The following is a 24,131-nucleotide window of genomic DNA, read 5'->3' as shown; positions in this document are numbered from 1 at the left end:
GTCGCTGCCTTCGCGAGCAGGCTCGCTCCCACAGATAGAATGTGGGAGCGAGCCTGCTCGCGAAGGGCGCAACACCGGCTAGAAGGCAAAAAGCAGGCAAAAAAAATCCCCGAACCAGTCGGGGATTTTTTTGTTCGATCAATCAGCCCGGGAGCGGATCAATCTTCGCGGTAGCGACGCAGCTTCAACTGCTTACCGGCAACGCGAGTGTCCTTCAGCTTGGTCAGCAGACGCTCCAGACCATCTTCCGGCAGCTCGACGAGGCTGAAGCTGTCACGCACCTGGATGCGACCGATGGCTTCACGCGCCAGACCACCTTCATTGAGGATGGCGCCCAGCAGGTTCTTGGCAGCGATACCATCACGCGCACCCAGCGCGGTACGGCAACGGGCACGACCTTCAGCCAGTGGCATCGGTGCACGACGCTCACGGTCACCACGCTCAGGACGATCACCGGAACGCTCTGGACGATCGCCACGCGGTGCGTTGTTCGGCACCAGCGGACGCTCTTTCTCGATCGCGGCCAGGTTCAGCGCTTGACCGTTGGTAGCCTTGCGCAGCAGGGCTGCGGCCAGGGCACGCGGGCTGCAACCGATGTCGGCGGTCAGGCGATCAAGCAGATCACCGTGAGTCGATTCGGCGTCAGCCACCAGCGGCGACAGGCTGTTGGTCAGCTTCTTGATGCGTGCATCCAGAACGGCTTGAGCGTCTGGCAGACGAACTTCAGCAACCTTTTGACCGGTTACACGCTCGATCACTTGCAGCATGCGGCGCTCACGCGGAGTCACCAGCAGCAGTGCGCGACCTTCGCGACCGGCACGGCCGGTACGGCCGATACGGTGAACGTAGGATTCCGGATCGTACGGCATGTCAACGTTGAACACGTGAGTGATGCGCGGAACGTCCAGGCCACGGGCGGCAACGTCGGTCGCCACAACGATGTCCAGACGGCCATCCTTGAGGGAGTCGATCACGCGCTCACGCTGGTTCTGGGCAATGTCACCGTTCAGCGCAGCGGCTTTGTAGCCTTTGGCTTCCAGGGCGCTGGCCAGGTCCAGGGTCGCTTGCTTGGTACGCACGAACATGATCAGCGCGTCGAAATCTTCCACTTCCAGCAAGCTGAGAACGGCAGAAGTCTTCTGGTCAGCGTGAACCAACAGGTGAGCCTGTTCGATCGCGGTAACGGTCTGGGTCTTGCTCTGGATCTTGACGTGCTTCGGGTCGCGCAGGTGGCGCTCGGCGATGGCACGGATCGATTGCGGCAAGGTGGCCGAGAACAATACGGTCTGACGGGTTTCCGGCATGGCCTTGAAGATGACTTCCAGGTCGTCCATGAAGCCCAGTTTGAGCATTTCGTCTGCTTCGTCGAGAACCAGGTGGTTCACAGTCGCCAGAACTTTTTCGTCGCGACGCAGGTGGTCGCACAGACGGCCCGGAGTGGCGACAACGATCTGTGCGCCATTACGGATTGCTTTCAGTTGTGGGCCCATCGGCGCGCCGCCGTAGACAGCCACAACAGTCACGCCCGGCATTTGCTTGGCGTAGGTTTCGAAAGCGGTTGCAACTTGCAGCGCCAACTCACGAGTTGGGGCCAGGATCAGAGCTTGCGGCTCGCGCTTGGACGGATCAATGCGGTGCAGGATAGGCAGGGCAAAGGCAGCGGTTTTACCGGTACCGGTTTGCGCCTGACCAATCATATCGTGACCGGCGAGAATGATCGGGATCGACTGCTGCTGAATGGCCGAAGGCTCTTCATAGCCGGTAGCGACTACTGCAGCGACAATATTGGGATGAAGTTCAAGAGCGGCGAAGCCGCCGATTTCCTGGGTCATGGGTCTGCCTCTAAGTGCATCCGCAAAGACCCATGCTCCAAAGCTGCGCATGCCGTGTTGAGACTCAAGAGTCGCCCTGGCAGCTTTGTCGGCGGGGATTTGCGAAAACGAATGAATGAAAAGAATCGTCAAGGAAGAGTCCGCAGTACGGACGTGCAGCCGAAGCTGACTTCGGGGAATTGCTCTACCTAAACGCGGCCCGGCTAAAGGCCGGCGCGCACTATACCGGAAATTGCCGAAAAAGGGAGTCTTTTTTTAACGCAAAACACCCATGTACGGCGTTCTGTCACAGGCTTTGCGGATAATCGCACGAGCGTCTATTTTTCAAAGGCCCGGCCCTGCGGGTTATAGCGCTAAAACGGTTCACCCTTTACGCACGGACCGTCGGTCCGACTCCCCTTTGCGCCCGAGGAAATGCCCATGAAAGAGCTCGACACCAGCCGTGTGAGCCGTGAAAAGCGCGGCCATGTTCTGTTGATCGGCCTGGATCGGGTCGCCAAACGCAATGCCTTCGACCTCGACCTGCTCAACGAACTGAGCCTGGCCTACGGCGAGTTCGAAGCCGACAGCGAGGCACGGGTGGCGGTGGTGTTTGGTCATGGCGAGCATTTCACTGCCGGACTGGATCTGGTGAGCGCCAGCGCGGCGCTGACCGAAGGCTGGCAGGCACCGCCTGGCGGTTGCGACCCTTGGGCCGTGTTTGCCGGCCCAAGGGTCAGCAAACCCGTGATCGTCGCTGCTCAAGGCTACTGCCTGACCATTGGTATCGAATTGATGCTCGCCGCCGATATCAACCTGTGCGCCAGCAATACCCGCTTCGCGCAAATGGAAGTACAGCGCGGCATTTTTCCTTTCGGCGGCGCCACGCTGCGTCTGCATCAAGTGGCCGGCTGGGGCAATGCCATGCGCTGGATGCTGACGGGGGACGAATTCGATGCCCATGACGCCTTGCACCTGGGGCTGGTGCAGGAAGTCATGGCGAGTGAGGATTTGCTGCCACGGGCAATCGAGCTGGCCGAGCGAATTGCCCGGCAGGCACCGCTGGGGGTTCAGGCGACGCTGATGTCTGCCCGACAGGCGCGTTATGAAGGGGAAACCGCTGCAGCGCAGGGGTTACCGGCGTTGGTGAAGAAGTTGCTGAGCACTGAGGACGCGCGGGAGGGTGTGCGGTCGTTGGTGGAGCGGCGGCCCGGCGTATTCAAAGGGCTTTAGTTCGGTAGGGGTAGTTAGAAAGTTTTCGCGAGCAGGCTCGCTCCCACATTGGATCACGATCAATTGTGGGAGCGAGCCTGCTCGCGAAGAGGCCCTCACAGTCACCGAATCAAGTTGCTGGCCGAATCGCCTTGATCAACGAATCCAACGAATACCCCAACCGCGGCGCCAGCGCTTCGGCCCGAGCGATCAGGCCCTCCATATCCAGCACCTGATCCAGGTCGGAAGGCACGATCAGGATCACGTTGCCCTCCTTCACCGGCAACTCCCAGTAATGCCGGTGATAGAGCCCGCGCAGCAACGCGGCGCCCAGTGGCTTGCCGTCGTCGGTGGCCCATTGGTTGATCACCAGCCAGCCACCCGGATTGAGGCGTTTCTGGCAGTTTTCCAGGAAGGTCCACGCCAGATGCCCGACACCCGGGCCGACGTCGGTATACAGGTCGACAAAAATCAGGTCCGCCGACTCGGCGGTGTCGAGCAGTTCAAGCGCATCGCCCACGCGGATGTACAGGCGCGGATCGTCATCCAACCCCAGGTATTCGATGGCCAGACGCGGCACATCAGGGCGCAATTCAATGGCTTCGACGTCTTCCAGCGGCAGGAACTTGAGGCAGGCCTGGGTCAGCGTCCCGGCGCCAAGCCCGAGAAACAGCGCGCTTTCCGGCTGCTCATGGCACAGCGCGCCGATCAGCATCGCCCGGGTGTAATCGTATTCGAGCCAACTCGGATCGGCCGTGAACACGCAACTTTGTTCGATGGCATCACCGAATTCGAGAAAACGGTAATCGGCCACTTCCAGCACGCGGATCACACCAAATTCGTCCTGCACCTCGGCGAGCAAATGCTCGACGCGCTCCTCAGTCATTTCGTCTCCCGACCGTCACCTTGCCTGCGTCGTGTAAACAGCAGCAATCACACCGCTGCGAGCAGCGGCAAACGCGCGATTGTCCGTCAAGCTTCGGGAACAGGTCACGCACTAATTGCTGATAACATGGTTGTCCGAGCGTAAAACATTAGAGACCGCGATGAGCCAACCCTGGAGTCCTGACAGCTGGCGCGCCCTGCCGATCCAGCAACAACCCCAATACCCCGACATGGCGCACTTGCAGCACGTCGAGCAAACCCTGGCCAGTTATCCGCCGCTGGTGTTTGCCGGTGAAGCCCGGGAATTGCGTCGTCAGTTTGCAGAAGTGACCCAGGGCCGCGCATTCCTGCTGCAGGGCGGCGACTGCGCCGAAAGCTTCGCCGAGTTCTCCGCCGCGAAAATCCGCGACACCTTCAAGGTGCTGCTGCAAATGGCGATTGTCATGACGTTTGCAGCCGGCTGTCCGGTGGTCAAGGTCGGACGCATGGCCGGGCAGTTCGCCAAGCCGCGCTCAGCCAACGACGAGACCATCGACGGCGTGACCTTGCCGGCCTACCGTGGCGACATCGTCAACGGCATCGGTTTCGACGAAAAAAGCCGTGTGCCGGACCCGGAACGCCTGCTGCAGTCCTACCACCAGTCCACCGCTACACTGAACCTGTTGCGCGCCTTCGCCCAGGGCGGGTTTGCCGACCTGCATCAGGTGCACAAGTGGAACCTGGACTTCATCGCCAACTCGGCGCTGGCGGAAAAGTACAGCCACCTGGCCGACCGAATCGATGAAACACTGGCCTTCATGCGTGCTTGCGGCATGGACAGCTCGCCGCAGTTGCGCGAGACCAGCTTCTTCACCGCCCACGAAGCACTACTGCTGAACTACGAAGAAGCCTTCGTCCGTCGCGACAGCCTGACCAACGATTACTACGATTGCTCGGCCCATATGTTGTGGATCGGTGATCGCACCCGTCAGCTCGACGGTGCTCACGTCGAATTCCTGCGCGGAGTCAACAACCCGATCGGGGTCAAGGTCGGCCCGAGCATGAACACCGATGACCTGATCCGCCTGATCGACATTCTCAACCCGGACAACGATCCGGGCCGCCTGAACCTGATTGCGCGGATGGGCGCAAACAAGGTCGGCGATCACCTGCCGCAACTGATCCGTGCCGTACAGCGTGAAGGCAAGAAAGTGCTGTGGAGTTCGGACCCGATGCACGGCAATACCATCAAGGCCAGCAGCGGCTACAAGACCCGCGATTTCGCACAGATCCTCGGCGAAGTGAAGCAGTTCTTCCAGGTGCACGAAGCCGAAGGCAGTTATGCCGGTGGCATTCACATCGAGATGACCGGGCAGAATGTTACTGAATGCATTGGCGGGGCGCGGCCGATTACCGAAGACGGTTTGTCGGATCGGTATCACACCCATTGCGACCCGCGGATGAATGCTGATCAGTCGCTGGAGTTGGCGTTCCTCATTGCTGAAACCCTGAAGCAGGTTCGCCGCTAAATCGCGGTGCCCCCTTCGCGAGCAGGCTCGCTCCCACATTGGACCGCGTTCTCCAGGGCCACCTGTGGGAGCGAGCCTGCTCGCGAAGACGTCAGTTCAGTCACCGCCCATCTGCGCCAATGCCACCCGCAACCTAGCCGCACTCTCCCGCGGGCAATTCAACTGAACCCGCTCAAGCCCCAACCAATCCGCCATCCGCCGCAGATTGACCGCCAGTGCCAGCATCCCCTCGTCATCCAGCCCCCGCTCTTCCTCATGCACGGCATGCACCGCCAGGCGTCCCGCTGCCCGTTCGGCGCGCAGATCGACCCGTGCGGCAATCCGTTCATTGTGCAAAAACGGCAAGACGTAATAGCCATAGACCCGCTTATGCGACGGCGTGTAAATCTCCAGCCGATAGCGAAAATCGAACAGGCGCTCGGTGCGACTGCGCTCCCAGATCAGTGAATCGAAAGGTGAAAGCAGCGCACTGGCCTCGACCTTGCGCGGTACCTTGGGCTCGGGCAGGCAATACGCCGGTTGACGCCAGCCCTGGACCTCGCAGGACAGCAGTTCGCCCGCCTCGACCAACTCCTCCAGACGCGGTCGACTGTCAGCGGGATTCAAACGGAAGTAGTCGCGCAAGTCTTTCTCGGTGCCCACACCCAAGGCTGTCGCGGCATGCAGCAACAACCCGCGCTGCGCCTCGGCCTCACTGAGCCAGGGTTGCGCCAGGATGGCCGAGGGGATCACCCGTTCCGGCAAGTCATAGAGCCGCTCGAAGCCGCGCCGGCCAGCGACGGTCACTTCTCCTGCTGCGAACAACCATTCCAGCGCATGCTTTTCCGCGCTCCAGTCCCACCACGGGCCTGCTCGCTCCTGGCGAGTCGACAGGCTGCCGGCGCCGAGCGCGCCCTGTTCCTGAACACACGCCAATACCCGGCGAATTGTGTCCTGCTGCTCACGACCGAATTGCGCCAGTTGTTGATAGATATCTTCGCCCCGCATCGCCCGCTGCATGCGCCAACGCATCAAGGGGTACATCGACAAGGGCAGCAGAGAGGCTTCATGCCCCCAATATTCAAACAACGTGCGACGCCGGCCCTGACTCCAGGCCGCTTGGTCGAGCAGCTCGGATGAGTAATTGCCGAGACGGGAAAACAGCGGAAGGTAGTGCGAACGCACCACGGCGTTGACGGAGTCGATCTGCAGAATGCCCAGCCGCTCGATCAGACGGTTGAGTTGAACGGGTTTGACTGACGCTGGCGGCTGGCGCCCGTTGAATCCTTGGGCAGCCAGCGCCAGACGCCGAGCCTGTTTAAGGGAAAAGGACTGTGTTGCGGGCATGAGCATCTCCTTGTCTGCTCGCAACCTACCTCACCGAAAGTCGGTTTGTGTAGTTGTGTATTGCTCATTTGTGCATCGGGTCATTCCAGAATGGTTTGACCGATTCGTACTCCACGTCGGCACGACTCATGCCGATGTCCTTCAGCGCTTCGTCGCTCAAACTCGCCAGCAACTCGCGTTCCCGGTGAAGCTCGTACCACCGGCTGAATTTATGCAGCAGATCGGATACCAGATGGATGGAGTGTTTTTCTACGGCTTGATGTTCATGTTGACCTTTCATCTTGTTGCCCTCCGTTTGGATGGCTCAAGTTTCTCGCCAGCGCTAAGATCAATCCAACGAATGTTTCTGATGTCACATATCTCGGAGATTGATGAATGTCTGCCTACCCGAGTATCGACACCGAAGTCCTGCGCACCTTCGTCGCCATCGCCGACCAGGGCGGCTTTACCCGCGCTGGCGAACAGGTCAATCGCACCCAGTCAGCCGTGAGCATGCAGATGAAGCGGCTGGAAGAAGATGTGTTGCAGCGGCAATTGTTCCAGCGCGACGGCCGGCAAGTGCGGCTGACGGCGGAGGGCCAGGTACTGCTCGGGTACGCCCGGCGCATCCTCAAGCTGCACAGTGAGGTGTTCAACACCCTGCGTGAGCCGCACATGGTCGGCATGGTGCGTATCGGCACGCCGGATGACTACGTGATGCGTTTTCTGCCGGGAATTCTGCGTCGATTCGCCCAGACCTACCCACTGATCCAGATCGAGGTGCACTGCGAATCATCAAAACAATTGCTGTTGCGCCAGGATCTGGACCTGACCATCGTCACCCGCGAACCGGGTAGCGAAATCGGCCAGTTGTTGCGCAAGGAACGTTTTGTCTGGGCCGAGGCGCAATGCTACAGCGCCCACGAGCAAACGCCGTTGCCACTGGCGATGTTCAACAGCGATTGCTTCTGCCGCTTGTGGGCCTGCAATGCCCTGGATGCCATGGGCCGCGATTATCGCGTGGCCTACAACAGTGACAGCCTGTCGGCGATCATGGCGGTGGTCAGTGCCGGCCTGGCGGTGACCGCACAGCTGGAAAGCCTGGTCACGTCGGACATGCGCATCCTCGGTGAAGCCGAAGACCTGCCCGTATTGCCCGAGGCCAGCATCATGCTGGTGCGCAACCTGCACAACCCCTCCCCCATCACCGAATGCCTGGCGGAACACATCATCGAAGGTTTCAAACTTTAAAGGCGAGCATTACCGCGCAGAGCACCAGGAATCCGCAGAACAGCGCGCGCAATACCCGTTCCGGCATGGCGTGGGCGATCTTCACGCCCCAACTGATGCTCATCAGGCCACCGACCGCCAATGGCACGCCAATCATCCAGTGCACCTGATGGTGCACGGCATAGGTGGCCAGGGTGACGCCGGTGCTCGGTAGCGCCAACGCCAACGACAGGCCCTGGGCAACCACTTGGGTGGTGCCGAACACGCTGGTCAGCACTGGCGTCGCCACCACGGCCCCGCCCACACCGAACAAACCGCCCATGGTGCCGGACGCCGCACCAAGCACACCCAGCCAGGGCCACGAATAGTTCATCTGCGCTGACGCCGGTGCGCTGGCCAGGAACATGCGCATCAGGTTGTAAGCCGAGAGTGCGACCAGGAAGGCGACGAAACCCAGGCGCATGGTTTGCGCGTCAATACCTACCGCCCAGATCGAACCGATCCAGGCAAAGCAGAAACCCATGGAAGCCAGTGGCAGCGCATGCCTGAGTTCGATGCGGTTGCGCTGGTGATAACGCCATAGCGCCAACATCACGTTCGGCACCACCATTACCAGCGCAGTCCCTTGGGCAATCTGCTGATCGAGACCACAGAGCACGCCCAACAGAGGAATGGCGATCAAGCCGCCACCGATACCGAAGATGCCGCCGAGGGTTCCCAAGGCAGCGCCAAAGACCAGATACATCAAAAACTCAATCACAGCGACTTCCCCTTCACATCAGGCCTTTCATCCTACGCAGATGGTTCTGGCACGGAAACGCACAGCAACGCACAATGGCTGTGCCAAACTCGCATAGGCAATGAGCCATCCATGAATCCCAATCAACTGACCGACCAACTGGGCCTGTTTCTGGACGTACTGGAAACCGGCAGTTTTTCCGCCGCCTCACGTCGCCATCCCCTGACCCCTTCGGCAGTCGCACGGCGAATCGATAGCCTGGAAAGTGCCGTCGGCAGCCAGTTGTTCATTCGCAGCACCCATGCGGTTCGCGCCACCCCGGCGGGTCTGGCGTTTGCCGAAAGGGCGCGGCGGATCGTCGCCGAATTGCGCCTGGCCAGGGCCGAAGCGGTGTCGCTCAGCAGTGCACCGGAGGGCTTGATTCGGGTCGATGCGCCGGCGGCGTTCGGTCGACGGCATCTGGCGCCGGTGATTGCCGACTTTCTGATGCTCTACCCTGGCCTCGACGTGCAACTGCACCTGATCGACAGCTTTGTCGACATGCAGGGCTTGAACCTGGGCAAGGTCGATCTGGTCTTGCGCGCCGGGCAATTGGCCGACACCCGACTGGTGGCCACACCGTTGGCGAGTATGGTGCGCATTGCCTGCGCCAGCCCCGATTATCTGCAACGCCGCGGTGTGCCGAACGATCCGGCGCAGCTGACCGAACACGACGGCCTCGACTGGGATGGATTGGCGCCGCCGTTCGCCTGGCGCTTCGAACAGGAAGGCCGGATGCAACTGCATCGGCCCTCGCGCATCCGCATGAGCGCCAATAATGCCGAAGCACTGGTCTGCGGAGCGCTGGCGGGTTTGGGCATCGCGCACTTGCCGACCTGGCTGGCCAGCGAATACCTTCTGCGCGGCGAACTGCTGCCACTGTTTTGCGAAAACGGCCTGCCCAATCCGGAAAGCGCCGGAATCTACGCTTTGCGTCTGGAGCAGCAGCCCAACTCCCGCAGCCGCCTGTTGCTGGAATACCTGAAAACCCGCTTCAGCCCGATCCCACCGTGGGATCTGGTACTGCAAACCCATCTGGGCCACCACTAGTCCAGAATTGTGTGGTGCATTAAAGATTTGCCCGCTAGATTCATGACATCACAGATCAAGGCTTTGAAATGACCACCGAGCGCGACACCCCGGACAACTGCGACGACCTGCTGCTGGACAATCAGGCCTGCTTCGCCCTGCATTCCACTTCGTTGATGATGACCAAGGTCTACAAGCCACTGTTGCAGGCTCTGGGCCTGACTTATCCACAGTACCTGGCCATGATGGTGCTGTGGGAACAGGACGGCTTGACCGTCGGCGAAATCAGCGCTCGCCTGTTGACCGATCCCGGTTCGCTCACGCCCTTGCTCAAGCGCCTGGAAGCCGAGGGTGTCCTCAGCCGCACCCGCAGCCGTGAAGACGAGCGCGTGGTGATCATCGAACTCACTGAGCAGGGCCGCGCCTTGCGCGACAAGGCGCGGGGCATTCCCCAGTGCATCCTCGGCGCCAGCGGGATGACGCTGGAGCGGCTGCAAAAACTGCAGGCAGAGCTGCAAGAACTGCGTCGGCATTTGCAGGACAGCCTCTAACTCCCCCCCTGTGGGAGCGAGCCGGCTCCGGGCGGCGTTACGACGAATACACTGTCACATTCAGCATGGGTGCTGGCTGGCGCACCGCATTCGCGAGCAGGCCCGCTCCCACATTTGTCCTGCGGCGTGTTGAAAAAAATCGTCCCCTTCCAAAAAATTTTTAAACCTTCTCCGAAGCTCTAATCCAAGACTCCCAAGCCAATCCAGCCAGTCGGCTATCGCTTCATCTCAGATTTTTTCAAAATTTATCTTGCGCACTAAATATTAGCGCGATACATTCACCTCGCACTTACTTAACGCGCAAACATTTAGCGCAGCACAATCAAACCCAGAACGAGGCCTTCACCATGCAAACTCTCTACACCGCAATCGCAACTTCCACCGGTGGCCGTGACGGTCGTGCGATTTCCAGTGACAACATTCTCGACGTCAAACTCGCCACCCCGAAAGAACTCGGCGGTGCTGGCGGCGCGGCGACCAACCCTGAGCAACTGTTCGCAGCCGGCTACTCCGCCTGCTTCATCGGCGCCCTGAAATTCGTCGCCAGCCAGACCAAACGCAAAATCCCGGACGACGCCTCGATCACTGCCCATGTCGGCATCGGCCAGATCCCTGGTGGTTTCGGTCTGGACATCGACCTGCACATCAGCCTGCCGGGCCTTGAACAAGCGGATGCACAAACCCTGGTCGACGCAGCCCACCAGGTCTGCCCGTACTCCAACGCCACCCGCGGCAACGTCGATGTGCGTCTGCACGTCACCGTCTAACGCTGTCATCCACTCAGGCCCGAACAGGAAATGAACATGAACACTTTCAGCAAAGTCTTGACCGGTACCCTTCTCGCCCTGTCCGTCCACAGCGCATTTGCCGGCGACGTTGAACACAACACCCAGGCATTCCTCGATGTGCTGAATGCCGGCACCGGCAAACCGATGGAACAGATGACACCCAAAGATGCCCGCGCCGTGCTGGTAGGCGCGCAGTCCGGGGTGAAGCTGACGCTGCCAAAAGCCGACGTCAGCGAGAAGACCATCCAGGTCGATGGCCAACCGCTGAGCCTGACCATCGTCCGGCCAGCCGGGGTCAAGGGTGAGTTGCCGGTGTTCATGTTCTTCCACGGCGGTGGCTGGGTATTGGGAGACTTCCCGACCCACGAGCGACTGGTTCGTGACCTGGTGGCGGGCTCGGGGGCGGCGGCGGTTTTCGTCAACTACACCCCTTCGCCGGAAGCGCATTACCCGGTGGCAATCAACCAGGCTTATGCCGCCACCAAGTGGGTGGCCGAGCACGGTAAAGAGATCAATGTCGATGGCAAGCGCCTGGCCGTGGCCGGCAACAGCGTCGGCGGCAACATGGCGGCTGTGGTCGCGCTGATGGCCAAAGACAAAGGCACACCAGCGATCAAGTTCCAGGTACTGCTGTGGCCGGTGACCGATGCCAACTTCGAAACCGGTTCGTATAACCAGTATGCCGAAGGCCACTTCCTGACCCGTAACATGATGAAGTGGTTCTGGGACAACTACACCACCGACGCCAAGCAACGTAACGAGATCTACGCCTCGCCGCTGCGGGCCACCCCTGCGCAACTCAAGGGGCTGCCACCTGCGTTGGTGCAGACCGCCGAAGCCGACGTACTGCGCGACGAAGGCGAGGCCTACGCCCGCAAACTCGACGAAGCCGGCGTGCCGGTGACCTCGGTTCGCTACAACGGCATGATCCACGACTATGGTTTGCTCAACGTAGTGAGTCAGGTCCCGGCAGTGCGTTCGGCGATGTTGCAAGCGTCCGAAGAGCTCAAGCAGCACCTGAAGAAATAACGCAGTACCCCCTGTGGGAGCGAGCCTGCTCGCGAATGCGGTTTGCCAAACACATCATCGTTGCCTGACACGCCACTTCGCGAGCAGGCTCGCTCCCACAAGGGTTCATCGTAGATTCAGACAGGCACAAAAAAGCCCGACTCAATGGTCGGGCTTTTTCATTCCTGAAGCAGTGCTTATTTAGCACGGCCTTTGTAGGAACCGCCTTCGCGGGTATCAATCTCGATCATGTCGCCGATATTGATGAAGTCAGCAACCGACAGCTCGGTACCGTTCTTCAGTTTGGCAGGCTTCATTACCTTGCCGGAAGTGTCGCCACGAGCGGAACCTTCGGTGTAGTCAACCTGACGCACGATGGTGGTCGGCAGCTCTACGGAAACCAGGCGGCCTTCGAAGAACACGGCTTCGCAAACGTCGGTCATGCCTTCTTCGATGAACGGCAGAACGCTTTCGATGTCTTCGGCGTTCAGCTCGTACATGGTGTAGTCGGTGGTGTCCATGAACGTGTAGGAGTCACCGCTGATGAAGGACAGGGTCGCTTCTTTGCGATCCAGGATCACGTCATCCAGCTTGTCGTCCGCGCCGTATACGGTTTCGGTCTTGTAGCCGGTCAGCAGGTTTTTCAGCTTGGTCTTCATGATCGCGCTGTTACGACCGGACTTGGTGAATTCAGCTTTCTGAACCAGCCAAGGGTCGTTGTCGATACGGATCACGGTACCGGGTTTGAGTTCTTTACCAGTTTTCATTGCGAATATCCGAATTTGGATGGGATTTACAAAAATCTAGGCCGCGTATCATAGCCAATTTACATAAAACTGTACCAGCGCTGCGGCAAGATCGGCCTGCGAGGCCTGTTCCAGACACCACGTCTCGGCGTGTTTTTGCAGTTCCGGCCAGTGTTTGCGAGTGGATTGCCAATGGTCTGTCATATTGTCACCGGCATTCCACGCCCGCCAAAGACCGCTGATCGCCTCGCGCGCGGGTTCCGACAGGCTGCTCACATACAGCGCGAGGAAAGCTTCAAGTTTGTCCAGATGGACATCTTCCTCCTGCTGATAGATGTGCCAGAGCAACGGTCGGCCCGCCCACTGGGCACGGACAAAGGAGTCTTCACCGCGCACGGCGTTGAAATCGCAGCACCACAGCAACGGGTCATACTGGTCTTGTTGGACGAACGGCAGCACTTGCACCGTCAGGGCATTGCGCACATGCAACGCACCGGCCGCCAGTCCACTGACTCCAATCCAACGCTCGACGTCGCCGAGAATCCGCCCTTCCGGCACCAGCAGGTGGGTGGGTGTCGAATCGCTCGCCAGTGCATCCAGCCAACTGGCCAGCCCGGCATTTTCGTAGGCAAACAGTGAGATCAGCTGCGCATCTGGCGCACGATCGACCCCCAAACCTTGCAGGAACGCTCGCTGTGCCTCGGGGTTTTGCTGAAACTGCCTGCGGCGCTCCAGCAATCCACGTTCACGCAACAGGCCACCCGTGCCTTTCTGGAACCCGGGAAAGAAGAAGAACTTCTGCACGTGCCTGTATTTCACCGACGGCAAACCGTGGCAGCCGATTACCCAGTCCTCGGCACTCAGGTAATCAAGGTTCATCCACAGCGGCGTTTGTTCCCGCTCAGCCATGGCGTCCATGTAAGCCCCCGGCAGTTGGCACGCGAACGCGGCGATCACTACGTCCGCGGCTTCAACGGGCTGCCAGTCGCCCGCCCAGTGACGGACCTCGACACCCTGCTGCCATTGCTGCGAGAGATGGATATCGATTTGCGGACACATGCGCTCGAAGGCACGCAGGTCATCGACCCACAACCGCACCGCGACCCCATGTTCGGCAACCAGTTGCCGGGCCAGACGCCAGGTCACGCCGATGTCACCGTAGTTGTCGACCACGGTGCAAAAAATATCCCAGCGGGTTTTCAATTCAGGCATTCCAGGCTCCCGTTGGCAAAGGCAGCGATTGTCCGCATAAATTACCCCGTGCAGAAGAGCCGACGGCGATTAATCTTCATGCGACAATCGCCACTTGCCCGCGACCCACCGCCAGGAGGCAGCCATGCCCTACCGCCCCAACCCGCGCCGCCCGCTGCCCATCCAGCTCAACGCCGTGCAACTGACCGGCAGTATTGCCCTCGGATTGTGGCTAGGGTTCATCGCTATTGCATTGACCTGCTGGCTTGTCGCTCGCCTGTTCTTCAACGAACAATTGGCACCGGTTGCCACCGCCGTGGAGCAACTGGCCAAACCGCCGGTCGTGACGCAACCCGTGCCGGATATTCCGCCCCAGAGCCCCTTGTTCGAACAATACGAAGAGAACCTGCGCAAGAACGAGCAGGCGCAACGCCTGGATCAGGCACGCAGCAGCAACCGTAATCTGTCGAACCCCAAATGCCAGTTCTGGCTGCAACAGGACCAGACGGCACCGAGCGAAAAAAGTCGCGCCAATGTCCTGCAATTCTGCGATTGATCATGAACAAACAGACTGTCCACCAACTGATTCTCGACAAGCTACGCATCGACCTCGACATCGCCGAGCGCGCTGCGCAGACCGCTTACGAAACCGCGACCCACGAAGAGAACATCGCCGAAAACAAGTACGACACGCTGGGTCTGGAGGCGTCCTATCTCGCGGCCGGACAGGCCAGGCGCGTCGAAGAAATCAGGCAGTCGCTGGCGCTTTGCCAAAACCTGATCCTGCGTCCCTTTGACGACCAGCGCGGTATTGAAGTCGGCGCGTTGCTCGGCCTGGAAGACGAAAAGGGTCGCGAACAGTGGCTGTTTCTGGCGCCGGATGCGGCGGGCCTGAAGGTCGATCTGGTGGGGCAAACCATTACCGTCATCACCCCGCGCTCACCGCTGGGCAAAGGCCTGCTGGGCAAGTTCGAAGGCGATGAGGTGGAGATTCTGGTGGCGGGCGCTCGGCAACAGTTTGCTGTCACCGAGGTGATCTAGACCGCTGTTTTCCGATCAATGAACCGGCAGTTCGACACCGTCGAACAGCTCTTCCAGTTCCTGCTTGTTGTGGCACTGGATGGCCTTGGCCATGACTTCGCGGGTCAGGTGCGGCGCGAACTTCTCGATGAAATCGCACATGAAACCACGCAGGAACGTGCCGCGACGGAAGCCGATCTTGGTCACGCTGGATTCGAACAGCTCGCTGGCATCAAGCACCACCAGGTCATTGTCGAGTTTGGTATCCACCGCCATTTTCGCCACGATGCCGACACCCAGGCCCAGGCGAACATAGGTCTTGATCACGTCGGCGTCGGCGGCGGTGAACACCACTTTCGGCGTCAGGCCACGGTGGCTGAAGGCTTCGTCGAGTTTCGAACGGCCGGTGAAACCGAACACGTAAGTCACGATCGGGTACTCGGCCAGGGCTTCGAGGGTCAACTTCGGCAGTTTGGTCAGCGGGTGCCCCTGAGGCACCACCACACAGCGGTTCCAGCGATAGCACGGCATCATCACCAGGTCGCCGAACAGTTCCAGGGCTTCAGTGGCGATGGCGAAATCCACGGTGCCGTCAGCGGCCATTTCGGCGATCTGCATCGGTGAACCCTGGTGCATGTGCAGGGCAACATCCGGGTACTGCTTGATGAAATTGCTGATCACCGGTGGCAAGGCATAACGCGCCTGGGTGTGGGTGGTGGCGATCGACAGGGTGCCTTTCTTCTCGTTGGAGAACTCCTGGGCGATCTGCTTGATGCTTTCAACCTTGCGCAGGATCTCGCCAGCGGTGGTGATGATGCGCTCGCCGGCCGGGGTGACGCGGGTCAGGTGCTTGCCGCTGCGGGCGAAGACCTCGACGCCCAGTTCATCTTCCAGCAGGCGGATCTGTTTGCTGATGCCCGGTTGCGAGGTGTAGAGGCTTTGGGCTGTAGCGGAAACGTTGAGGTCGTGGTGCGCCACTTCCCAGATGTAGCGCAATTGTTGAAGCTTCATATGAATCCCTCAAAGCAGATAGACGCCACGGGCATCAGCGACGGTATATAACTATATTAATGGTTTGAAGAATAAATCTAGAACTTTTTTATCAGAATGCCACTATTCGTGTTCTAGCGATCCCCCTGGCGACGACGTTGCACCAGCGGCACCAGGTACACCGGCACCTGCGACAGTTGCAACACGCGCGCGGCGGTCCGGCCCAACGGCGTTTCCGCACCAGCACCATGGCTATGACTACCTACGATCAGTAAATCCACGGAGAGTTTCTGCGCCTGGTCGAGAATCACCTGCGACGGATCGCCCTGTAGCACCCGCACCGCCTGAATCCGCTCCAGGTCCAGTTCGCCCTCACCTCCCAGCTCCTCACGAAAACTGTCGAGTACCCGTTGCTCGATACTGGCAATGACCGTGTTCAACCCCTGGCTGTGAAACTCGTTCAACGCTTGCTCATCGAGGTAACTTTGAAGCACCGACTCGGCGAACAACCCCATGGGTTCAACCGCATGCACCACGTACAGGTCGGCATTGAATGTCCGGGCCAATGCCAAGGCATGCTGCATCACCAACGGTGCGTACAGGCCGAGGTCAGTGGCATAGAGCATCGAGCGAATCATATGACCTCCTCGAATGCCAACATGGCGGAGATTGATTCAGCTTAGCAGTGCCTTGGCGAGTACGACGTCTGGCGCAACACGTTGATCGGCGGGCTTAAACCTTTTGCTCGTTGCTTATGCCATGGGGCACATGACCGGTGGCGACGACCTCCCGGGCCAACTCGCAGTGACCGGCCTGATCATCGAAAAACACATCGGCGGCAAAAGCTTCGAGAAACGCCGACTTGGTCAGGCCTCCCAGGAACAGCGATTCATCCAGTCGGATGTCCCATTCGCGCAAGGTACGAATCACCCGCTCGTGGGCTGGCGCCGAGCGAGCCGTCACCAGCGCCGTGCGGATCGGGCAGGCGCCATCCGGGAATTCGCGCTGCAACAGGTTGAGGGCCGCCAGGAAGCCTTTGAAAGGTCCGCCGCGCAACGGTTCGCGAGCCGATTCGCGCTCGCTCGCCTGAAACGCTTCCAGGCCACCGGCCTGATAAATGCGCTCCGACTCGTCGGAAAACAGCACGGCATCACCGTCGAAAGCAATGCGCAATTCATCACTGGCGGCGCGGCTCGCGCCCCCGGACAGGATGGTCGCCGCCGCAAACCCCGCATCCAGTGCACTGCGCACGTCTTCGGCATGGGTCGACAAAAACAGGTCGCAACCAAAGGCCTTGAGATAAGGATAAGGGCTGCGCCCGCCGACAAACGCCGCGCGGGAAATCGCCAGTCCGTAGTGATGGATCGAGTTGAACACCCGAAGGCCAGTGTCGGCACTGTTGCGCGACACCAGAATCACCTCGACCCGAGCGCGGCCGAGGCTCGCATTGAGGTTGAGGAGTTTCTGCACCAGCGGAAAGGCATCGCCAGGATCGAGAATTTCGTCTTCGTGCTCGATCTGATACTGCCGGTAAGCTTCCACGCCACGCGCCAGGTAAACCTTATGGCTTTCACTCAGGTCGAACAGCGCTCGCGACGAAATCGCCAGCACCAGCTTGTCGTCGATAGTTTTCGCCATACCCTTCCCCCTCAGGTTGATCGACTTACCGATTGCGCCGATCAATAAAACCCAGACTGCGATACAAAGCCTCGATCCGTGGCAATTCGCATCCCGCTGCCCTTGCCACGGCCAGAGGCCGGGCATAAATCGCGCCCAGTTCCAGCGGTCGCTTGTGCAGGTAATCGTGGTACATGCTCGGCCAGTAGTCGGGCATTTTTTCGGTCATCATGAACAGGTAGTCGGCATAACCGGCCGGCATCTCATGACCACAGGCCTTGGCCCCCTGTACGACTTCAGCCATCAGCGCCTTGATCAACTCCCGGCTGTCGGTATCAGCCATCAACGGGGTAGTGCTCGCCCCGAGCACCACCGAAAGACCGTTATATGGAATATTCCAGACCAGTTTTTGCCAGCGCGCCTGTTGCAGGTTCGGCATGGCCTGGGAGTCGATACCGGCAGCGCGGAACAGGCCGGCACCCTCCTCGACAATCGCCATGCGCGCCAGCTCATCGGCGGCGGGGCCGCTGTGGTAGCCGATGTTGACGGCGCCGAGGGCCTGATGGGTAATGATCCCGGGGCCATCACGATGGACGCAGATCAGACACAACCCGCCGAGCAGATGCAGTGAGTCGGGGAGCAACTCGCGCAGGCTGTCCTCGACGTCCAGGCCATTTTGCAACAACAGCACTTTGGCGTTTGGCGCTGCGGCCTGACGGATGGCCGGCGCCAGGTCCGCGTTGCTGGTGGTTTTCGCCCCTACCAGCAACCAGTCGCAGGGCGGCATGTCTTCGGCCGCCGCATAGGCCTGCACCGGGTTCAGCGTCAGCGCGCCGTGCACCGCACTTTGCAGTTGCAGCCCGCGCTCGGCCACCGCAGAAAACTCGCTGCGCAACAGAAAATGCACATCGAAGCCGGCACGCGCCAGCATCACTCCATAGAAACCACCGATTGCACCGGTCCCGATAATACCGATTGTCGGCTTGGCAACTGCCCCCATCATGGCAACTCCTCTGCTGTTCGACCCAACGCCTGACGTAGTGCCCGATTGAGTTCGGAGCCGGTCAGGCGCGAATGCAATGCCCCAAAGAACTCACCGTCGCGCACCACAAACAGCGCCGGCAAATGAAAGACCTGATAACGCTCGACCACCCCGCCGTTGGTCCCGGCATCGATCCAGCACAGTCGATCGACAGCCAGATCGAGTGTCGGTAATTGCTCACGGGCAAAACGGCAACTGGAGCAGCCGACACTGGTGAAAATAACCAGCGACACGCCATTCATCGTCAGTAGCCGTTGGTCGGCGTCGAAATCGGTCAGTTCCAATTCGACCACTATACTGGGGGAAACAATGTCAGATGGCCGACACATGGAGTCCGTGTTCATGGGACGTTTTATTCCTCATCCTGACGATGTGCCCGTAGAGTTAACGTTGTTCAAACCTGAGTGTATTTCGCGGCACCAGATGCACACTAGCAGCCTCGGGGGCATGGCTTGCAACTATCACCGCGCGTGGCGTTACGGTACGGCGCTTGAAGTGCGAATGCCGACCCTCAATCCCGACCTGCGCATTCTGGGCTACGTGGCCTGGTGCCTGCGACGCAAGCACGGCTATCTGGTAGGCATTGCCTTTCTCGACGAACAGACGCTGTTCAGTGCCCGAATGGGTGAGCAGGTGTGCCAGATCGAGCGTTATTGCCGCCAGCACGATGCCCACAATGATCTTCAGGAAGTACAGGCGCTGGCGCTGGAGTGGGTCCAGCAACATGCCGACGAGTACTCTCACGACACGGTCCACCGGGCATTTGCGCATTCAATGCTGGATTAGGGGACGTTCTCTATTAGTTTCCCGGCCGCGCCCATTGTCGAGCCAGTGTGTAACGCGCTAAGGTTCGGCTCCCCGACGCGCTTAATTTGTTGTGCTCCGCCGCGCGGGTTCGCTGGCGGACGGCACCCGTGACCTGACGAGTAAACGATGGCTGATTTACCGATCAACGACCTAAACGTCGCCTCCAACGAGACGCTGATCACCCCCGACCAGCTCAAGCGTGACATCCCCCTGAGCGACGCCGCCCTGCGCACCGTCACCAAGGGCCGCGAAGTCATTCGCAACATTCTTGATGGCACCGACCACCGACTGTTCGTGGTGATCGGGCCTTGCTCGATCCACGACATCAAGGCAGCCCACGAATACGCCGAGCGCTTGAAAGTGCTTGCCGCGGAAGTGTCCGATACCCTGTATCTGGTCATGCGCGTGTATTTCGAGAAGCCACGCACCACCGTCGGCTGGAAAGGCTTGATCAACGACCCCTACCTGGACGACTCGTTCAAGATCCAGGACGGTCTGCACATCGGTCGTCAGTTGCTGCTGGACCTGGCCGAAATGGGCCTGCCTACCGCCACCGAAGCCCTCGACCCGATCTCCCCGCAGTATCTGCAGGACCTGATCAGCTGGTCGGCCATCGGCGCGCGCACCACCGAATCCCAGACTCACCGTGAAATGGCTTCCGGCCTTTCTTCGGCAGTCGGCTTCAAGAACGGCACCGACGGCGGCCTGACTGTGGCGATCAACGCCCTGCAATCGGTTTCCAGCCCTCACCGCTTCCTGGGTATCAACCAGGAAGGTGGCGTGTCGATCGTGACCACCAAGGGCAACGCCTACGGTCACGTGGTATTGCGCGGTGGCAACGGCAAGCCGAACTACGATTCGGTCAGCGTCGCCCTCTGCGAACAAGCGCTGAACAAAGCGAAGATCAAGCCGAACATCATGGTCGATTGCAGCCACGCCAACTCCAACAAGGATCCGGCCCTGCAACCGCTGGTGATGGAGAACGTCGCCAACCAGATCCTCGAAGGCAACCAGTCGATTATCGGCCTGATGGTCGAAAGCCATTTGAACTGGGGTTGCCAGGCCATTCCGAAGGACCTTGCCGACCTGCAATACGGCGTGTCGATCACCGATGCCTGTATCGACTGGACCGCCACTGAGAACACCTTGCGCAGCATGCATGCCAAGCTCAAGGATGTGCTGCCTAAACGCGATCGCACCTGATCGTTGATTTATTGCGGACAAAAAAACGCCGGGTTAAACCCGGCGTTTTTTTATGTGTTCGTTTTGCTGAAGATCACTGGCTCAGCTTGGCCGCATGCCGCTGGTGACGCTCCATATAGCGCTCGACGTAGGAGCACGATGGAATGACGGTGTAGCCCATTTCCTCGGCGTACTCCAGTGCCTTCTCGGTCAGCGCCGCGGCAATGCCGCGACCGCGCAATGCGTTGGGCACGAAGGTGCGATAGATATCCAGGGTCTGCTTCCCCAGATCCATATAAGTCAGGTAGGCACGATGACCGTCCACATTGGTCTCGAACTGATGACCAGCCTGGTCATGGTGGATGGACAACGCCTCGCTCATCACTACTCCTCGCGGGTCTTGAATTCCGACCCCTACCTTACCGATGTTTTTCCGGCGAAGGAACATCTACGCCACCCCGTGCCTGAATGGACACCGAGAAGAGCTACACCGACTCGCGCAATCGTGCACGTACAAATAGTAGGCACCATTGGCAAAAATGCTCAAGGTGCGCTCGTCATCATGCAGGTTGGCGGGTGCTGCTCCGGGGGTACGCAGGTACGGCTCGACCGAAGGTCCCCAAAGGTCGATAGCCTGAACATTGCCGGATGTTGAGACTTGAGACGAACGCCCGTTGTTAAAGTCACCAGAACATAGAGAAAGATATGAGAGGCGTCGCGCAAAATCCGAACAAAAGTGTAGACGAATCCATCTAGACAGACTTAAGCCAAGACCGGAAAAAGAGCTGTTTGTGCAGGGAACTTTTCCTCGCCGGCTCGCTCATCTCGGGCCTCCCAGCTGGATATTTTTTAAACAACGCAGTTAAAAGTTGCTCGAAAAAGAATCAACGCCTACAATTTTTTTTGCTTCTTGCTTTACGTCAGTTTACTTACGACAAGTAATGGGTAGTATGTACGCCGGCTATTTCCTCAATCGGAGGAGACAGCCACTTAATAGAAAGTCCTTGAAGGGGAACACGATGAACAACGTTCTGAAATTCTCTGCTCTGGCTCTGGCCGCAGTTCTGGCTACCGGTTGCAGCAGCGCATCGAAAGAAACCGAAGCACGTCTGACTGCTACTGAAGACGCAGCAGCTCGCGCCCAAGCTCGTGCAGACGAAGCTTACCGTAAAGCTGATGAAGCTCTGGCTGCTGCTCAAAAAGCACAACAGACTGCTGACGAAGCTAACGAGCGTGCTCTGCGCATGCTGGAAAAAGCTAGCCGCAAGTAATAGTCCTTCGGGATTGTTATCAAGCCGACCCATTTTTGGGTCGGCTTTTTTATTGCCCGCCATTTCGTGCAGGCACAAAAAAACCCGCCGACGCGACCAGCATCGGCGGGTTCTTTTCAAGCGTTACTGCAACGGGTCGAGCGGCGCGCTGGTCACCATCGGCGCGGCGGTATTCGGCACCCCGATTTCCACCGGCAGGCCGTCTTCAGCGGCGACGACGTCACGCACCACATCCCAGTTCATGCGCAGGTTGTTGGTGATGTCCTCACGCTTGAGCATCGCGTTGATGACCGCAGTGTGCTTGTCGACCACCGACGGGTTGCCCTTGTCGTCCAGCGGCGTGTGCGCTTCCAGGTAAACCTTGCCGCCACTCACGCCGAATTTGTACGAATCGTTGATGATGCGTACCGACGTGCCCACCGGCACCATGCCGGCCATTTCCAGCACGTTGTTGTTGAACATGCGGAAGCAACCGTGACTGGTACGCATGCCGATGCCGAACTTCTTGTTCGAACCGTGGATCAGGTAGCCAGGGGTGCCCAAAGTGAACTTGAAGGGCCCCAGCGGGTTATCCGGGCCTGCCGGCACCACATTGGGCAGCGGATCACCATCGGCGGCGTGCTCGGCCTTGATCGACGCTGGAGGCGTCCAGGTCGGGTTTGGCGTTTTCGCGGTGATGCTGGTGTGGGCAATCGGCGAGCCCCAGCCTTCACGACCGATACCCAGCGGGAAGGTGTACACCACGTTCCGGCCTTTCGGGTAGTAGTAGAGGCGGTACTCGGCCAGGTTGATGACGATGCCTTCACGGGGGCCTGGCGGCAGGATGAAACGGGTCGGCAGCACGATCTCGGTGCCGGCGCCCGGCAACCATGGGTCGACACCGGGGTTGGCCGCGACCATTTCCGTGTAGCCCAGGTCGTAGGTAGTGCCAAGGTCAGCGAAGGTATCTTCGTACTTGGCCTTGATCACTTGCACCTGACCGACGATGTCTTCGCCGGGTGGTGGCAGGGGCAGCTCCAATGCTGCTACGGGGCCTGCCACACAAAGTGCGGCAAGAGACAGGTAGCGGGTGACGGCAGGAAAACGCGGCAACATCCGGAAAATCCTTCGCATGATCAACAGAGGTATAAGAACGGGATTGTACACCGCCATCCGTAATTTCGGGGAGCGGGCCGATAGCTAGCTACCTTTGATGCTCAAAGCTCGAAACGCAGCTCTGGCCAGATCGGCGAGGTGCCGCGCTTTTGCGATTCGAGAATGGCCCGGCACAACGAGCAGAGGCGCTGGTCCTGGAACACCCGGCGATCGACGCTCGACCAGCGCGGCTGCGCCGGCAACAGACTGCCGCACAACGTCCGGTCGGCGGAACCGCCCAGCTCCAGCTGACGGGTCACCAGATGTACCCGCACTTCCTGGCAGGCGAACAGATCCAGCTGTTCGTCAGGCTCGATCAGTTGGTAGGCAAAAAGTGACCAGGCGGGACGCGGCATCGGGGGCTCCAAATCGGGGGCGCCACCTTAGCCGAAAGCCTGCTCCTAGAAAAGTGTCATAACAGCGGTTTTAGCGTAGGCCAGACATTTTCCAGCAACTTATCCTGAGCCCCGGCCGCCGGGTGGATGCCATCGGCCTGCATCAGGTCGGGATGACCGCCCACACCGTCCAGGAAAAAAGGCACCAGCGGGATTTTCTTCTCTTCGGCAACATTGCTGTAGGCCTCGGCGAATGCCTTGGTGTAGCGCGCACCGTAGTTAGGGGGCAACTGCATGCCGAGCAGCAGCACCTTGGCGCCACTGGCACGGGAGCTGTCGATCATCGAAGCAAGATTTTGTTGCAATTGCGTTGGCAGCAATCCGCGCAGCCCGTCATTGCCCCCCAGCTCGAGGATGACAAGCTCCGGTTTATGCTCCGCAAGCAGCGCCGGCAGCCGCGCCTGACCTCCGGCACTGGTGTCGCCACTGATGGACGCATTGACCACTTTATCGTCGAAACCTTCGCGTTTGAGCCGTTGTTCGAGCAACGACACCCACCCTAGCCGGGTATCCAGTCCGAAACCGGCGCTGATACTATCGCCAACGATCAGGACTGTACCCGCCGCTGCGTTCTGGGCCATGCACATCAGGGCCAGGCCAGCACTCAAAAACCACACACGCATCGGATTCT

The 24,131-nt window shown here is 59.6% G+C and carries 27 protein-coding genes and 1 pseudogene; 12 read left to right on the top strand and 16 right to left on the bottom strand.

The window, feature by feature from the left end; translation table 11 throughout:
• Positions 1 to 158 precede the first annotated feature (158 nt).
• Positions 159 to 1,866 (bottom strand): annotated as a pseudogene (locus HNQ83_RS20705) (DEAD/DEAH box helicase).
• Positions 1,867 to 2,252: 386 nt separating this feature from the next.
• On the opposite strand from HNQ83_RS20705, the gene HNQ83_RS20700 reads away from it, so the two are divergent.
• Positions 2,253 to 3,044 carry a crotonase/enoyl-CoA hydratase family protein gene (locus HNQ83_RS20700; RefSeq protein ID WP_175390651.1) on the top strand — a complete coding sequence of 264 codons (792 nt, stop codon included), beginning with the start codon at positions 2,253 to 2,255 and terminating at the stop codon, positions 3,042 to 3,044.
• Between the two features lie 109 nt (positions 3,045 to 3,153).
• On the opposite strand, the gene HNQ83_RS20695 is transcribed toward HNQ83_RS20700, so the two are convergent.
• Positions 3,154 to 3,909 carry a spermidine synthase gene (locus HNQ83_RS20695; protein WP_175390650.1) on the bottom strand — a complete coding sequence of 252 codons (756 nt, stop codon included), beginning with the start codon at positions 3,907 to 3,909 and terminating at the stop codon, positions 3,154 to 3,156.
• Between the two features lie 160 nt (positions 3,910 to 4,069).
• On the opposite strand from HNQ83_RS20695, the gene HNQ83_RS20690 reads away from it, so the two are divergent.
• Positions 4,070 to 5,416, top strand: coding sequence for a class II 3-deoxy-7-phosphoheptulonate synthase (locus HNQ83_RS20690; protein ID WP_175390649.1), 1,347 nt, complete (start codon positions 4,070 to 4,072; stop codon positions 5,414 to 5,416).
• Between the two features lie 96 nt (positions 5,417 to 5,512).
• On the opposite strand, the gene HNQ83_RS20685 is transcribed toward HNQ83_RS20690, so the two are convergent.
• Together HNQ83_RS20685 and HNQ83_RS20680 are read right to left on the bottom strand one after the other, a co-directional pair.
• Complete coding sequence (locus HNQ83_RS20685; protein WP_175390648.1) at positions 5,513 to 6,742, bottom strand: winged helix-turn-helix domain-containing protein; 1,230 nt, start codon at positions 6,740 to 6,742, stop codon at positions 5,513 to 5,515.
• A 64-nt stretch (positions 6,743 to 6,806) separates the two neighbouring features.
• Positions 6,807 to 7,022, bottom strand: coding sequence for a DUF1127 domain-containing protein (locus HNQ83_RS20680; RefSeq protein ID WP_175390647.1), 216 nt, complete (start codon positions 7,020 to 7,022; stop codon positions 6,807 to 6,809).
• Between the two features lie 95 nt (positions 7,023 to 7,117).
• On the opposite strand from HNQ83_RS20680, the gene HNQ83_RS20675 reads away from it, so the two are divergent.
• Positions 7,118 to 7,972, top strand: coding sequence for a LysR substrate-binding domain-containing protein (locus tag HNQ83_RS20675; RefSeq protein WP_175390646.1), 855 nt, complete (start codon positions 7,118 to 7,120; stop codon positions 7,970 to 7,972).
• On the opposite strand, the gene HNQ83_RS20670 is transcribed toward HNQ83_RS20675, so the two are convergent.
• Positions 7,962 to 8,696 carry a sulfite exporter TauE/SafE family protein gene (locus HNQ83_RS20670; protein ID WP_178132050.1) on the bottom strand — a complete coding sequence of 245 codons (735 nt, stop codon included), beginning with the start codon at positions 8,694 to 8,696 and terminating at the stop codon, positions 7,962 to 7,964. The two genes, HNQ83_RS20675 and HNQ83_RS20670, sit on opposite strands and share 11 nt — an antisense overlap.
• Positions 8,697 to 8,822: 126 nt before the next feature.
• Between HNQ83_RS20670 and HNQ83_RS20665 the strand changes: the two genes are divergently transcribed.
• From HNQ83_RS20665 to HNQ83_RS20650, 4 genes are all read left to right on the top strand, one after another.
• Positions 8,823 to 9,779 carry a LysR family transcriptional regulator gene (locus tag HNQ83_RS20665; RefSeq protein WP_175390644.1) on the top strand — a complete coding sequence of 319 codons (957 nt, stop codon included), beginning with the start codon at positions 8,823 to 8,825 and terminating at the stop codon, positions 9,777 to 9,779.
• A gap of 68 nt (positions 9,780 to 9,847) precedes the next feature.
• The gene (locus HNQ83_RS20660) at positions 9,848 to 10,309 is read left to right on the top strand and encodes a MarR family winged helix-turn-helix transcriptional regulator (RefSeq protein WP_175390643.1); all 462 of its coding nucleotides are present in this window, start codon (positions 9,848 to 9,850) and stop codon (positions 10,307 to 10,309) included.
• Positions 10,310 to 10,656: 347 nt separating this feature from the next.
• Positions 10,657 to 11,076, top strand: a complete 420-nt coding sequence (locus HNQ83_RS20655; protein WP_027613448.1) for an organic hydroperoxide resistance protein — start codon at positions 10,657 to 10,659, stop codon at positions 11,074 to 11,076.
• A 36-nt stretch (positions 11,077 to 11,112) separates the two neighbouring features.
• Positions 11,113 to 12,126 carry an alpha/beta hydrolase gene (locus tag HNQ83_RS20650; protein WP_175390642.1) on the top strand — a complete coding sequence of 338 codons (1,014 nt, stop codon included), beginning with the start codon at positions 11,113 to 11,115 and terminating at the stop codon, positions 12,124 to 12,126.
• Between the two features lie 176 nt (positions 12,127 to 12,302).
• On the opposite strand, the gene HNQ83_RS20645 is transcribed toward HNQ83_RS20650, so the two are convergent.
• Positions 12,303 to 12,872: an elongation factor P gene (locus HNQ83_RS20645; protein ID WP_137806769.1), complete on the bottom strand. Its 570-nt coding sequence runs from the start codon at positions 12,870 to 12,872 to the stop codon at positions 12,303 to 12,305.
• A 48-nt stretch (positions 12,873 to 12,920) separates the two neighbouring features.
• A complete protein-coding gene (gene earP, locus HNQ83_RS20640) occupies positions 12,921 to 14,063 on the bottom strand; it encodes an elongation factor P maturation arginine rhamnosyltransferase EarP (RefSeq protein ID WP_175390641.1) in 1,143 nt (380 codons plus the stop codon).
• Between the two features lie 124 nt (positions 14,064 to 14,187).
• On the opposite strand from earP, the gene HNQ83_RS20635 reads away from it, so the two are divergent.
• Both HNQ83_RS20635 and HNQ83_RS20630 read left to right on the top strand, forming a co-directional pair.
• Complete coding sequence (locus HNQ83_RS20635) at positions 14,188 to 14,598, top strand: hypothetical protein (protein WP_175390640.1); 411 nt, start codon at positions 14,188 to 14,190, stop codon at positions 14,596 to 14,598.
• Between the two features lie 2 nt (positions 14,599 to 14,600).
• A complete protein-coding gene (locus tag HNQ83_RS20630; protein WP_175390639.1) occupies positions 14,601 to 15,083 on the top strand; it encodes a GreA/GreB family elongation factor in 483 nt (160 codons plus the stop codon).
• Positions 15,084 to 15,098: 15 nt separating this feature from the next.
• Here HNQ83_RS20630 and cysB read toward each other — a convergent pair whose 3' ends face one another.
• From cysB to HNQ83_RS20605, 5 genes are all read right to left on the bottom strand, one after another.
• The gene (gene cysB, locus HNQ83_RS20625; RefSeq protein WP_003183769.1) at positions 15,099 to 16,073 is read right to left on the bottom strand and encodes an HTH-type transcriptional regulator CysB; all 975 of its coding nucleotides are present in this window, start codon (positions 16,071 to 16,073) and stop codon (positions 15,099 to 15,101) included.
• A 113-nt stretch (positions 16,074 to 16,186) separates the two neighbouring features.
• Positions 16,187 to 16,690 (bottom strand): universal stress protein, encoded by a 504-nt coding sequence (locus HNQ83_RS20620; protein WP_175390638.1) that lies wholly within the window; start codon positions 16,688 to 16,690, stop codon positions 16,187 to 16,189.
• A gap of 94 nt (positions 16,691 to 16,784) precedes the next feature.
• Entirely contained in the window at positions 16,785 to 17,690 is a 906-nt protein-coding gene (locus HNQ83_RS20615; protein ID WP_175390637.1) for a 5'-nucleotidase, read from the bottom strand.
• 25 nt (positions 17,691 to 17,715) lie between these two features.
• Positions 17,716 to 18,672: a putative 2-dehydropantoate 2-reductase gene (locus tag HNQ83_RS20610; protein WP_175390636.1), complete on the bottom strand. Its 957-nt coding sequence runs from the start codon at positions 18,670 to 18,672 to the stop codon at positions 17,716 to 17,718.
• Positions 18,669 to 19,055, bottom strand: coding sequence for a co-chaperone YbbN (locus HNQ83_RS20605; RefSeq protein ID WP_175390635.1), 387 nt, complete (start codon positions 19,053 to 19,055; stop codon positions 18,669 to 18,671). The genes HNQ83_RS20610 and HNQ83_RS20605 overlap by 4 nt, the downstream gene beginning before the upstream one ends.
• Between HNQ83_RS20605 and HNQ83_RS20600 the strand changes: the two genes are divergently transcribed.
• Positions 19,054 to 19,497, top strand: coding sequence for a PilZ domain-containing protein (locus HNQ83_RS20600; RefSeq protein WP_175390634.1), 444 nt, complete (start codon positions 19,054 to 19,056; stop codon positions 19,495 to 19,497). The genes HNQ83_RS20605 and HNQ83_RS20600 overlap by 2 nt on opposite strands.
• Before the next feature lie 147 nt (positions 19,498 to 19,644).
• The gene (locus HNQ83_RS20595) at positions 19,645 to 20,721 is read left to right on the top strand and encodes a 3-deoxy-7-phosphoheptulonate synthase (RefSeq protein WP_095196788.1); all 1,077 of its coding nucleotides are present in this window, start codon (positions 19,645 to 19,647) and stop codon (positions 20,719 to 20,721) included.
• A gap of 73 nt (positions 20,722 to 20,794) precedes the next feature.
• On the opposite strand, the gene HNQ83_RS20590 is transcribed toward HNQ83_RS20595, so the two are convergent.
• Positions 20,795 to 21,082, bottom strand: coding sequence for a GNAT family N-acetyltransferase (locus tag HNQ83_RS20590; protein ID WP_008057026.1), 288 nt, complete (start codon positions 21,080 to 21,082; stop codon positions 20,795 to 20,797).
• 637 nt (positions 21,083 to 21,719) lie between these two features.
• Between HNQ83_RS20590 and oprI the strand changes: the two genes are divergently transcribed.
• A complete protein-coding gene (gene oprI, locus HNQ83_RS20585; protein WP_011335311.1) occupies positions 21,720 to 21,971 on the top strand; it encodes an outer membrane lipoprotei OprI in 252 nt (83 codons plus the stop codon).
• Positions 21,972 to 22,094: 123 nt separating this feature from the next.
• Here oprI and HNQ83_RS20580 read toward each other — a convergent pair whose 3' ends face one another.
• The 3 genes from HNQ83_RS20580 to HNQ83_RS20570 form a co-directional block, all read right to left on the bottom strand.
• Positions 22,095 to 23,066, bottom strand: a complete 972-nt coding sequence (locus tag HNQ83_RS20580) for a L,D-transpeptidase family protein (RefSeq protein WP_175390633.1) — start codon at positions 23,064 to 23,066, stop codon at positions 22,095 to 22,097.
• 101 nt (positions 23,067 to 23,167) lie between these two features.
• On the bottom strand, positions 23,168 to 23,461 hold the full coding sequence (locus HNQ83_RS20575; protein WP_003226812.1) for a hypothetical protein: 294 nt from the start codon (positions 23,459 to 23,461) through the stop codon (positions 23,168 to 23,170).
• A gap of 56 nt (positions 23,462 to 23,517) precedes the next feature.
• Positions 23,518 to 24,123: an arylesterase gene (locus HNQ83_RS20570; protein WP_175390632.1), complete on the bottom strand. Its 606-nt coding sequence runs from the start codon at positions 24,121 to 24,123 to the stop codon at positions 23,518 to 23,520.
• Positions 24,124 to 24,131 lie beyond the last annotated feature (8 nt).

The organism is Pseudomonas sp. C2B4 (assembly GCF_013359695.1).
Lineage (GTDB): Bacteria > Pseudomonadota > Gammaproteobacteria > Pseudomonadales > Pseudomonadaceae > Aquipseudomonas.
The sequence above is the reverse complement of the archived record's forward strand: the minus strand, read 5'-3'. Positions and strand labels throughout refer to the sequence as shown.

Coding starts and splice junctions, on each gene's coding strand:
- HNQ83_RS20700 (WP_175390651.1), top strand. CDS start 2,253: ATGAAAGAGCTCGACACCAGCCGTGTGAGCCGTGAAAAGCGCGGCCAT.
- HNQ83_RS20695 (WP_175390650.1), bottom strand. CDS start 3,909: ATGACTGAGGAGCGCGTCGAGCATTTGCTCGCCGAGGTGCAGGACGAA.
- HNQ83_RS20690 (WP_175390649.1), top strand. CDS start 4,070: ATGAGCCAACCCTGGAGTCCTGACAGCTGGCGCGCCCTGCCGATCCAG.
- HNQ83_RS20685 (WP_175390648.1), bottom strand. CDS start 6,742: ATGCCCGCAACACAGTCCTTTTCCCTTAAACAGGCTCGGCGTCTGGCG.
- HNQ83_RS20680 (WP_175390647.1), bottom strand. CDS start 7,022: ATGAAAGGTCAACATGAACATCAAGCCGTAGAAAAACACTCCATCCAT.
- HNQ83_RS20675 (WP_175390646.1), top strand. CDS start 7,118: ATGTCTGCCTACCCGAGTATCGACACCGAAGTCCTGCGCACCTTCGTC.
- HNQ83_RS20670 (WP_178132050.1), bottom strand. CDS start 8,696: ATGTATCTGGTCTTTGGCGCTGCCTTGGGAACCCTCGGCGGCATCTTC.
- HNQ83_RS20665 (WP_175390644.1), top strand. CDS start 8,823: ATGAATCCCAATCAACTGACCGACCAACTGGGCCTGTTTCTGGACGTA.
- HNQ83_RS20660 (WP_175390643.1), top strand. CDS start 9,848: ATGACCACCGAGCGCGACACCCCGGACAACTGCGACGACCTGCTGCTG.
- HNQ83_RS20655 (WP_027613448.1), top strand. CDS start 10,657: ATGCAAACTCTCTACACCGCAATCGCAACTTCCACCGGTGGCCGTGAC.
- HNQ83_RS20650 (WP_175390642.1), top strand. CDS start 11,113: ATGAACACTTTCAGCAAAGTCTTGACCGGTACCCTTCTCGCCCTGTCC.
- HNQ83_RS20645 (WP_137806769.1), bottom strand. CDS start 12,872: ATGAAAACTGGTAAAGAACTCAAACCCGGTACCGTGATCCGTATCGAC.
- earP (WP_175390641.1), bottom strand. CDS start 14,063: ATGCCTGAATTGAAAACCCGCTGGGATATTTTTTGCACCGTGGTCGAC.
- HNQ83_RS20635 (WP_175390640.1), top strand. CDS start 14,188: ATGCCCTACCGCCCCAACCCGCGCCGCCCGCTGCCCATCCAGCTCAAC.
- HNQ83_RS20630 (WP_175390639.1), top strand. CDS start 14,601: ATGAACAAACAGACTGTCCACCAACTGATTCTCGACAAGCTACGCATC.
- cysB (WP_003183769.1), bottom strand. CDS start 16,073: ATGAAGCTTCAACAATTGCGCTACATCTGGGAAGTGGCGCACCACGAC.
- HNQ83_RS20620 (WP_175390638.1), bottom strand. CDS start 16,690: ATGATTCGCTCGATGCTCTATGCCACTGACCTCGGCCTGTACGCACCG.
- HNQ83_RS20615 (WP_175390637.1), bottom strand. CDS start 17,690: ATGGCGAAAACTATCGACGACAAGCTGGTGCTGGCGATTTCGTCGCGA.
- HNQ83_RS20610 (WP_175390636.1), bottom strand. CDS start 18,672: ATGATGGGGGCAGTTGCCAAGCCGACAATCGGTATTATCGGGACCGGT.
- HNQ83_RS20600 (WP_175390634.1), top strand. CDS start 19,054: ATGGGACGTTTTATTCCTCATCCTGACGATGTGCCCGTAGAGTTAACG.
- HNQ83_RS20605 (WP_175390635.1), bottom strand. CDS start 19,055: ATGAACACGGACTCCATGTGTCGGCCATCTGACATTGTTTCCCCCAGT.
- HNQ83_RS20595 (WP_095196788.1), top strand. CDS start 19,645: ATGGCTGATTTACCGATCAACGACCTAAACGTCGCCTCCAACGAGACG.
- HNQ83_RS20590 (WP_008057026.1), bottom strand. CDS start 21,082: ATGAGCGAGGCGTTGTCCATCCACCATGACCAGGCTGGTCATCAGTTC.
- oprI (WP_011335311.1), top strand. CDS start 21,720: ATGAACAACGTTCTGAAATTCTCTGCTCTGGCTCTGGCCGCAGTTCTG.
- HNQ83_RS20580 (WP_175390633.1), bottom strand. CDS start 23,066: ATGTTGCCGCGTTTTCCTGCCGTCACCCGCTACCTGTCTCTTGCCGCA.
- HNQ83_RS20575 (WP_003226812.1), bottom strand. CDS start 23,461: ATGCCGCGTCCCGCCTGGTCACTTTTTGCCTACCAACTGATCGAGCCT.
- HNQ83_RS20570 (WP_175390632.1), bottom strand. CDS start 24,123: ATGCGTGTGTGGTTTTTGAGTGCTGGCCTGGCCCTGATGTGCATGGCC.